The sequence below is a fragment of the Lacinutrix sp. genome, from assembly GCF_037625555.1.
Taxonomy (GTDB): Bacteria; Bacteroidota; Bacteroidia; order Flavobacteriales; family Flavobacteriaceae; genus Lacinutrix.
In genome coordinates this window covers 1-8,738 of the sequence record NZ_JASJHV010000078.1, presented here as the reverse complement: position 1 = coordinate 8,738, position 8,738 = coordinate 1, and the positions used below count along the sequence as shown (strand labels likewise).

8 protein-coding genes and 1 pseudogene are annotated in these 8,738 nt (G+C 30.9%); 7 read left to right on the top strand and 2 right to left on the bottom strand.

Features of this window, described 5'->3' with window-relative positions:
- On the bottom strand, window positions 1–229 hold a 229-nt coding region (locus QNK89_RS06750; RefSeq protein ID WP_340170257.1), incomplete at its 3' end, for an exosortase F system-associated protein.
- On the bottom strand, window positions 222–773 hold the full coding sequence (gene xrtF, locus QNK89_RS06745; protein ID WP_340170256.1) for an exosortase family protein XrtF: 552 nt from the start codon (window positions 771–773) through the stop codon (window positions 222–224). The genes xrtF and QNK89_RS06750, both read right to left, overlap by 8 nt.
- 219 nt (window positions 774–992) lie before the next feature.
- Between xrtF and purH the strand changes: the two genes are divergently transcribed.
- The 7 genes and pseudogenes from purH to QNK89_RS06710 form a co-directional block, all read left to right on the top strand.
- Window positions 993–2,525, top strand: coding sequence for a bifunctional phosphoribosylaminoimidazolecarboxamide formyltransferase/IMP cyclohydrolase (purH, locus tag QNK89_RS06740; RefSeq protein WP_340170255.1), 1,533 nt, complete (start codon window positions 993–995; stop codon window positions 2,523–2,525).
- A 380-nt stretch (window positions 2,526–2,905) separates the two neighbouring features.
- Complete coding sequence (locus tag QNK89_RS06735) at window positions 2,906–3,934, top strand: rod shape-determining protein (protein ID WP_340170254.1); 1,029 nt, start codon at window positions 2,906–2,908, stop codon at window positions 3,932–3,934.
- A 15-nt stretch (window positions 3,935–3,949) separates the two neighbouring features.
- The gene (gene mreC / locus QNK89_RS06730) at window positions 3,950–4,768 is read left to right on the top strand and encodes a rod shape-determining protein MreC (protein WP_340170253.1); all 819 of its coding nucleotides are present in this window, start codon (window positions 3,950–3,952) and stop codon (window positions 4,766–4,768) included.
- Window positions 4,761–5,270 carry a rod shape-determining protein MreD gene (locus tag QNK89_RS06725; RefSeq protein WP_340170252.1) on the top strand — a complete coding sequence of 170 codons (510 nt, stop codon included), beginning with the start codon at window positions 4,761–4,763 and terminating at the stop codon, window positions 5,268–5,270. The genes mreC and QNK89_RS06725 overlap by 8 nt, the downstream gene beginning before the upstream one ends.
- Window positions 5,267–7,195 carry a penicillin-binding protein 2 gene (gene mrdA / locus QNK89_RS06720; RefSeq protein ID WP_340170251.1) on the top strand — a complete coding sequence of 643 codons (1,929 nt, stop codon included), beginning with the start codon at window positions 5,267–5,269 and terminating at the stop codon, window positions 7,193–7,195. The genes QNK89_RS06725 and mrdA overlap by 4 nt, the downstream gene beginning before the upstream one ends.
- Entirely contained in the window at window positions 7,195–8,469 is a 1,275-nt protein-coding gene (gene rodA / locus QNK89_RS06715) for a rod shape-determining protein RodA (protein WP_340170250.1), read from the top strand. Before mrdA ends, rodA begins: the two co-directional genes overlap by 1 nt.
- 85 nt (window positions 8,470–8,554) lie before the next feature.
- Window positions 8,555–8,738: pseudogene (locus QNK89_RS06710) on the top strand (polyprenyl synthetase family protein); the annotation flags it as partial.

The window sequence follows — 8,738 nt, the reverse complement described above, 5'->3', positions numbered from 1 at the left end:
TAAAAAACACATATAAAATAGCTAATGAGATTATTGTATTAATTACATAACGTAAAGTAGTGTAAAGTGTTAATTTTAAAACCTCACGCCTTGGAGAGTCTAGATAAAGATAATCGCTATGAAAGAATTTTAAATAAGAATCATAAAACAATTCATTTTCAAAAGCACTAACTAAGACAAGTAATCCAAAAAGAAAAAAGAGCCAGATATATTTAATATACTTACCCATTATTTTTACCAATATTAGAAAATTTATTTACCCAAAGCATCCATAACAAAAACACCATACCATAAATAATTGCGGGAAAAATTACAGAATGTAAGAGCTCGCCTCTCCATGGATAATAATATAAACCAAGTACTAAAAGTGCTATTTTAATAAGGTTTACTGTATATATTGCAGTACCACCAAATAATAAAAACAGTAGAGTAGTTTTAAATTTCCCAGAAAAAGCAATTATAAAAGACATAAATAAAATAATAACACTTATGGCATTACAACCCTCTATTATGCGTACAATATAAGTTCCTTCAAATATTAATTTCATAGAAGGTTCTTCTGTATGTTTTAAAACCTTTGCTGTATAACCAATAGTATTAAGTAAATACTCCGTTTGGTGTGCCACTAGGTTGGTTGCATAATCTGGATAAAAAGGCAAATCTATTGAGACTTTTAAATAGAACTTATACCCAAAAGTTAACACAATATAGACTAACAAAAATGTAAGAATAAATTTTATTACAGACTTATATTTTATAAAGAGTGTTTTCAAATTTAATTATGATAAATATTTAGTTTAAGACTCTAACACGCCAGACCCTTTTACAGAAGAAGACGAGCGTTTTCTTGAGTTTATATGTGAAGGTGTTTCTAAGTTGTTTTAGCAAATCTTGTTAACAACTCTTACTTTTAGTTGAAAACCCAGCCGCTTTTTTAAATTGTTTTAATATCCTTTTTTCGTAAATTTGATGGCTTATTAACACAACTACTAATGAGCAATAACAAAACAATTAAATCTGCATTAATTTCAGTATTTAGCAAAGATGGTTTAGAACCAATTGTTAAAGAATTAGATGCACAAGGCGTAACTATATATTCTACAGGTGGCACCGAAAAATTTATTAATGATTTAGGGATAAAAGTTGTTCCGGTTGAAGATGTTACATCTTATCCTTCTATTCTTGGAGGTCGAGTAAAAACTTTACACCCAAAAGTGTTTGGTGGTATTTTAAATCGTCAAAATCATGAAGGTGATGTAAAAGAAATGAAAGATTTTGAGATTCCTCAAATAGATGTTGTAATTGTAGATTTGTATCCTTTTGAAAAAACGGTAGCATCTGGTGCAACAAATCAAGATATTATAGAAAAAATAGATATTGGAGGTATCTCTCTAATTCGTGCAGCTGCAAAAAATTATGCAGATGTTATATGCGTTTCTTCAGTAAATGACTACGCAGAGTTTTTAGAATTAATTACAGACAAAAAAGGAGACTTAACCGAAGATGATAGAAAAGCGTTTGCTGCAAAAGCATTTAATGTTTCTTCTCATTACGATTCTGCTATATTTAATTATTTTAATGCAGACCATAAAATTGCTGCTTTAAAAGTTTCTGAAACTAACGGAAAAGTATTGCGTTATGGAGAAAACCCTCACCAACGTGGTTTTTTCTTTGGAAACTTTGACGACATGTTTACACAATTACATGGCAAAGAATTAAGCTACAACAACCTATTAGACGTTGATGCAGCTGTTAATTTAATGGATGAATTTAAAAACGATTCTCCAACTTTTGCTATTTTAAAACACAACAATGCTTGTGGTTTAGCTCAACGCGACACTTTACACCAAGCCTATACAGATGCTTTAGCTGGTGATCCAGTTTCTGCTTTTGGTGGTGTTTTAATTTCTAATTCTGAAATTGATGCAGCTACTGCAAAGGAAATACATAAGTTATTTTGCGAAGTTGCAATTGCACCAGGTTTTTCTACAGAAGCTGAAACCATTTTAAAAGGAAAGAAAAACAGAATTCTTTTAGTTTTAAAAGATGTAGAGCTTGCCCAAACAACTGTTAGAACATGCTTGAATGGCGTTTTAGTTCAAGACAGAAATAATATAACAGATACTCTAGAAGGGCTTAAAAACGCTACAACAAAAGCACCAACTACTGCAGAGTTAGACGATTTAATATTCGCTTCTAAAATTTGCAAACACACAAAGTCTAATACTATTGTTTTAGTAAAAGGCAGACAACTTTGTGCTAGTGGCACAGGACAAACAAGCCGTGTAGATGCTTTAAACCAAGCCATACACAAAGCAGAATCTTTTAAATTTAATTTAAAGGGCAGTGTAATGGCAAGTGATGCTTTTTTTCCATTTCCAGACTGTGTAGAGATTGCTAAAAATGCAGGTGTATCTTCGGTAATACAACCAGGAGGCTCTATAAAAGACCAATTAAGTATCGACTATTGTAATAACAATGAAGTGTCGATGATCTTTACAGGAACACGTCATTTTAAGCATTAAACAAAGTACTGCGAAAGCTGGAATATCATTATAAATACAATTAGACCTTTCGAGTTTTACAAAACTGAAAGGTCTTTTTTTATGAATTATTTTGAGAGACATCTTAATACATTATCTTAAATAAAAGTTGAATACTTTAATTTTTTATCACTAAAAAACAGAACATAAATTCAGTTCTTAACTATTCCGCCAAACAAAAAAAAACCTAAGACAAAACATCTAAAAACCATCTTAAAAACATAACAATAATCAAGTAGAAATTCTAAATCTCTCATCATTAAAAATTTATATTAGAACTATATACAATAATGACGGTTTTTTTAGTTAGTTTTATTACTTTTACAAATACTTTTTAATAACCCGAATAATTACATAAAAACATGGGATTTTTTGACTTCTTAACTGAAGAAATCGCAATAGATTTAGGAACAGCAAACACATTAATTATCCATAACGACAAGGTTGTTGTAGATGCTCCTTCCATTGTTGCGAGAGATCGTATTTCGGGAAAAATAATTGCTGTTGGCCAAGAGGCTAATTTAATGCAAGGTAAAACGCACGAAAACATAAAAACAATTAGACCATTAAAAGATGGTGTAATTGCAGATTTTGATGCCTCTGAGCAAATGATTAGTATGTTTATTAAAAACATTCCAGCGCTAAAAAAGAAATTATTTACGCCATCTTTACGTATGGTAATTTGTATTCCTTCTGGAATTACAGAGGTTGAAATGCGAGCAGTTAAAGAAAGTGCAGAGCGTGTTAATGGAAAAGAAGTATACTTAATACACGAGCCAATGGCAGCTGCAATTGGTATAGGTGTAGATATTATGCAACCGAAAGGAAATATGATTGTAGACATTGGTGGTGGTACTACCGAAATTGCTGTAATTGCTTTAGGTGGTATTGTTTGCGACAAGTCTGTTAAAATTGCAGGTGATGTTTTTACAAACGATATTATTTACTACATGCGAACACAACACAATCTTTATGTTGGAGAACGTACTGGAGAAAAAATAAAAATACAAATAGGTGCAGCAACAGAAGATTTAGATTTACCACCAGAAGATATGAGCGTTCAAGGACGTGATTTATTAACAGGAAAACCTAAGCAAGTTAAAATTTCTTACAGAGAAATAGCAAAAGCCTTAGACAAATCTATTTTAAGAATTGAAGATGCTATTATGGAAACACTATCTCAAACGCCTCCTGAATTAGCAGCAGATATTTATAATACAGGAATTTATTTAGCAGGAGGAGGTTCTATGCTTCGTGGTTTAGACAAACGTTTGTCTCAAAAAACAGATTTACCTGTTTACATTGCGGAAGATCCATTACGTGCTGTTGTTCGTGGAACAGGAATTACACTTAAAAACATTCCTAAATTCAAAAACGTACTGATAAAATAAAACCAGCCCAAATAAATGCAACAAATAGTAAACTTTATACTAAGAAACAAAACGTTTCTTCTGTTTGCGCTATTACTATTTATTGCTGTAATGTTAACCATACAATCGCATAGTTACCATAGAAGTCGTTTTATAAATTCTGCAAATTTTTTTAGTGGTGGTATTTATAACACCTCAAATTCTATTAGTGATTATATAAATTTAAAACAACAAAACAAATTACTTCATGAAGATAATAAACGCCTAAAATCTATTCTTTATAATACTCAGCAAATTCCAGATAGTAGCTATATAGATAGCACAAATTATAATAAAAAATATAAGTTTACAGCTGCACAAGTTATTAGAAACAATTACGCAGCTACGAATAATATTTTATTGCTAAACAAAGGAATTAACGATAGTATTAAGCAAGATTTTGGTGTAATCTCTAGTAAAGGTATTATTGGAATTGTAGAAAGAACAAGTGGAGATTATGCTACAGTACTTTCTATTTTAAATACAACTAATAGTATTAGTGCAAAATTAAAAAAAACACCACATTTTGGATCTCTTAAATGGAATGGAAGCTCACCAAACAAAATACAGCTGTCAGAAATCCCTAAAATTGCAACAGTAACTAAAGGAGATACTGTAATAACGTCTGGTCGCTCTGCCATTTTTCCAAAAGGAATTCCTGTTGGCACCATATCTAATTTCAAACTAGATAATGCAGAAAATTACTATGAAATAGAAATAGAGTTATTTAACGACATGACGAGTATTGAACATGTTTATATTATTAAAAATATAGATGCCAAAACTATAGAAAACATATTAGAAAAAAATGACTAATCTTTTTTCAATACATAACATCCGTTTTATAGTTTTATTATTATTACAAGTATTAATTCTAAGTCAAGTAAATTTTATGGGTTATATAAACCCATATCCATATATTTTATTTGTTTTATTATTTCCTGTAAAAAACAATAGAATACTTTTTATACTGCTAAGTTTTATTTTAGGTATACTTATAGATATGTTTCTAGACTCTGGAGGTATTCATGCTGCTGCAACAGTTACCATTGCTTTTATTAGACCAGCTTCTTTAAAATTTAGTTTTGGTGCTGTTTACGAGCATAACGCAATTAAATTTGGTAATGTAGACTTTGGCCAACGTATAACTTATATTACTATACTCACACTAATTCATCATTTCATTTTATTTTTACTTGAAATTTTTAACTTTTCTCAGATACTTTTAGTGCTTAAAAACACGTTATTCTCAAGTATTTTTACTATACTATTATGCTTATTAATAACTATAATTTTTAGTAGCACAAATAAAAAATGAGACAAATTTTACTCTTTCTATCTGTTATTATTGTTGGTATAGTATTTACTGCAAGACTCTTTTATCTTCAAATTTACAATTCAAAATCTAATAGTATTTTTGATGATAATGCTATTAGAAAAGTTTACGATTACCCAAAAAGAGGTTTTGTATACGACAGAAATGGAACTCTATTAGTTGCAAACCAACCATCTTACGATGTCATGGTAATTCCAAGAGAAGTAGAAGCTTTAGATACTTTAGAGTTTTGTCAACTATTAAAAATTGACAAAGCACGCTTTATTAGTCAGTTTGAAAAAGCCAAACATTATTCTTGGCGAATACCTTCATCATTTGTATCGCACTTATCTAAAGAAGACTATGCTGTACTTCAAGAAAAAATGAGAAAATACAAAGGTTTTCATATTCAAAAAAAATCTTTAAGACAATATGAAACAACTATAGGTGCAAATGTTTTAGGAGACATTGGAGAAGTAAACAACAGAGACATAAAAAATGATCCTTATTATAATTTAGGAGACCTTATTGGCAAACAAGGTGTAGAAAAATCTTACGAAGAAATTCTTCGTGGCAGAAAAGGCATTAAGTTTATTCAGAAAGACAGGTTTAATAGAAATATTGGACTATACAACGAAGGAAAAAATGATACTTTACCAAAACAAGGTAAAGACATAAAAATTACTATAGATTCAGATTTACAAGCCTATGGAGAATGGCTTATGCAAAACAAACGTGGTGGTATTATTGCCATTGAGCCAGCAACAGGAGAAATTTTAGCCATGATTGCAGCTCCAACATACAACCCTAACGATCTTGTAGGTAGAAAACGATCTAAAAACTTTAATAAATTACTTAGAGACACTATTGCTAAGCCTCTATTTAATAGGAGTCTTCAAGGTGTTTACAATCCTGGTTCGCCTTTTAAATTAATGAATGCATTAGTAGCTTTACAAGAGAATGTAGTTTCCACAAACGATAGGATTGTTTGCCAAAATGGGTATAAGTTTGGAAATCGTTTTATGGGTTGCCATTGTGGAGGAGGCTCTAGAGACATGGTTTTAGGCATTCAAAAATCTTGTAACGCCTATTTTGCAAACCTTTACAGAAAAATATTAGATAAAAATGGTAATGCATCAAACGGAATAAATGTTTGGAGCAATCATGTAAAAAGTTTAGGGCTTGGTAATTATTTAAATAACGATTTAGTTGTTGGACAAAAAGGAAGAATTCCAGACAGAAACTATTACAAAAATGCCTATCCAAGAGAATTCTATTCTACTTACACATTATCTAATGCCATTGGTCAAGGAGAAGTAGCAACTACACCTATTCAATTAGCAAACATGACAGCAGCAATTGCTAATCGTGGTTTTTATTATACACCACATATTATAAAATCTATTGAAGGCGAAGTATTACCAGAAAATTTTACAAAACCAAAATACACAACAATAGACAAAAAACATTTTGAGCCTGTAGTAGAAGGCATGTACCAAGTTTATAAAAACGGTACAGCAAGTGGTCTTCAAATAAAAGATATAGAAATCTGCGGAAAAACAGGAACTGTAGAAAACTTTGCAATTATAGATAGCGTGAGAACTCAACTAACAGACCACTCTATATTTGTTGCTTTTGCACCAAAAGATAACCCAAAAATTGCACTAGCAGTATTTGTAGAAAATGGATACTTTGGTAGTAGATTTGCTGGAAGAGTAGCTAGTTTAATGATTGAAAAATATATTAATAAAACTATTTCTAGAAAAGATTTAGAAGAATGGTTATTAACGCATAGCCTAGAAAACGAATACGCAAAACCACAATCTGGAAAACCATTTAAAATTAATAGAGAAGCAGAATACCAAATTATTCCGCTTGAAGAAAACACCATGTTTCCAGATAAATCTAATATTAAGTTACTACCTTAATGAGGCAAACAGATAGACATTTTAAATTCGATTGGATTACTATTTTGCTGTTTTTTATGCTTGCAGGTTTTGGGTGGCTTAATATTTTATCTGCTTCACATTCTGGAGAGATTGTAGACTATTTTAGTTTTTCAGAGTTTTATGGTAAGCAGCTTATTTTTATAGTACTTTCTGTTGTTTTAATAACGCTAATATTATCTATAGATTCAAAGTTTTACGAGCGTTTCTCTAGTATTATCTATCTCGCCTCTCTACTCTCCTTAGTTGGCTTATTTATCTTTGGTAAGAGCATAAATGGAGCAACCTCTTGGTACGACCTAGGAGGCATGACACTTCAGCCAAGTGAATTTGCAAAAGCAGCCACAGCATTAGCAGTAGCAAAATATGTAAGCGACTTGCAAACAGACATTAAGCAATTTAAGCATCAACTTCGCATTTTTGTAATTATAGTAATTCCAGCATTTCTTATTCTACTTCAAAAAGATGCAGGAAGTACACTTGTTTATGGTGCCTTTTTCTTTGTTCTCTATCGTGAAGGTCTTCCTAAAATATATTTAATCTTAGGTACTCTTTTAATAGTTTTAGCTATTTGCGCTTTAAAATTTGGTGTTATACTCACTATAGGTATTGCATCAATAATTGTACTAAGCTACTACTTTACACTAAAAAAGAGGCCATCATTTTTACAACCATTGCTTACATTACTAATTGCACTATTAGTCGCTTTTGGTGTACGCTATACTTACGATAAACTTTTACCTGTCCATCAAAAAGATAGAATTACAATATGGTTGAGTTTAGAAAAAGATGCCGACAAGCTAGAAAAAATGAAAAAAGAAGCAGCCTATAACCTACTAGAAAGCGAAAAAGCAATTAGCTCTGGAGGATTTAAAGGCAAAGGCTTTATGGAAGGTACAAGAACTACAGGTAAATTTGTACCAGAACAGCATACCGATTATATTTTTACAACTGTAGGAGAAGAATGGGGATTTATAGGTAGCTTTAGTGTTGTGCTTATTTTTGTGTTACTTATTCTACGTATTTTACACCTCTCCGAATTCCAAAAATCGCAGTTTAGTCGTGTGTATGGCTATTCGGTTGGAGCAATATTGTTTATACATTTTCTAATAAATATTGGTATGGTTATGGGCTTAATACCTACAATTGGTATACCATTACCTCTATTTAGTTATGGTGGTTCTGGACTTTGGGGATTTACTATTCTTGTCTTTATTTTTGTGAAACTAGATTCTAATAGAATAAACGAGTGGTAGCCAATATCGCTTTAGTCTATACTAACAGTAATTAACATAAATAAACAAACTTTATTAGTAGCTTTGTAACACTGAAATTTTTCGCTTGAAAATAACTGAACAAATAAAACAACCCATCGCTTACGAAATGGATCTTTTTGAACAAAAGTTCCGTTTGGCAATGGCATCTAAAGTTGCTTTATTAAATAGAATTACACACTATATAGTTAATAGAAAAGGAAAACAAATGCGACCAATGTTTGTGTTTCTTGTAGCTAAAATGGTGTCTA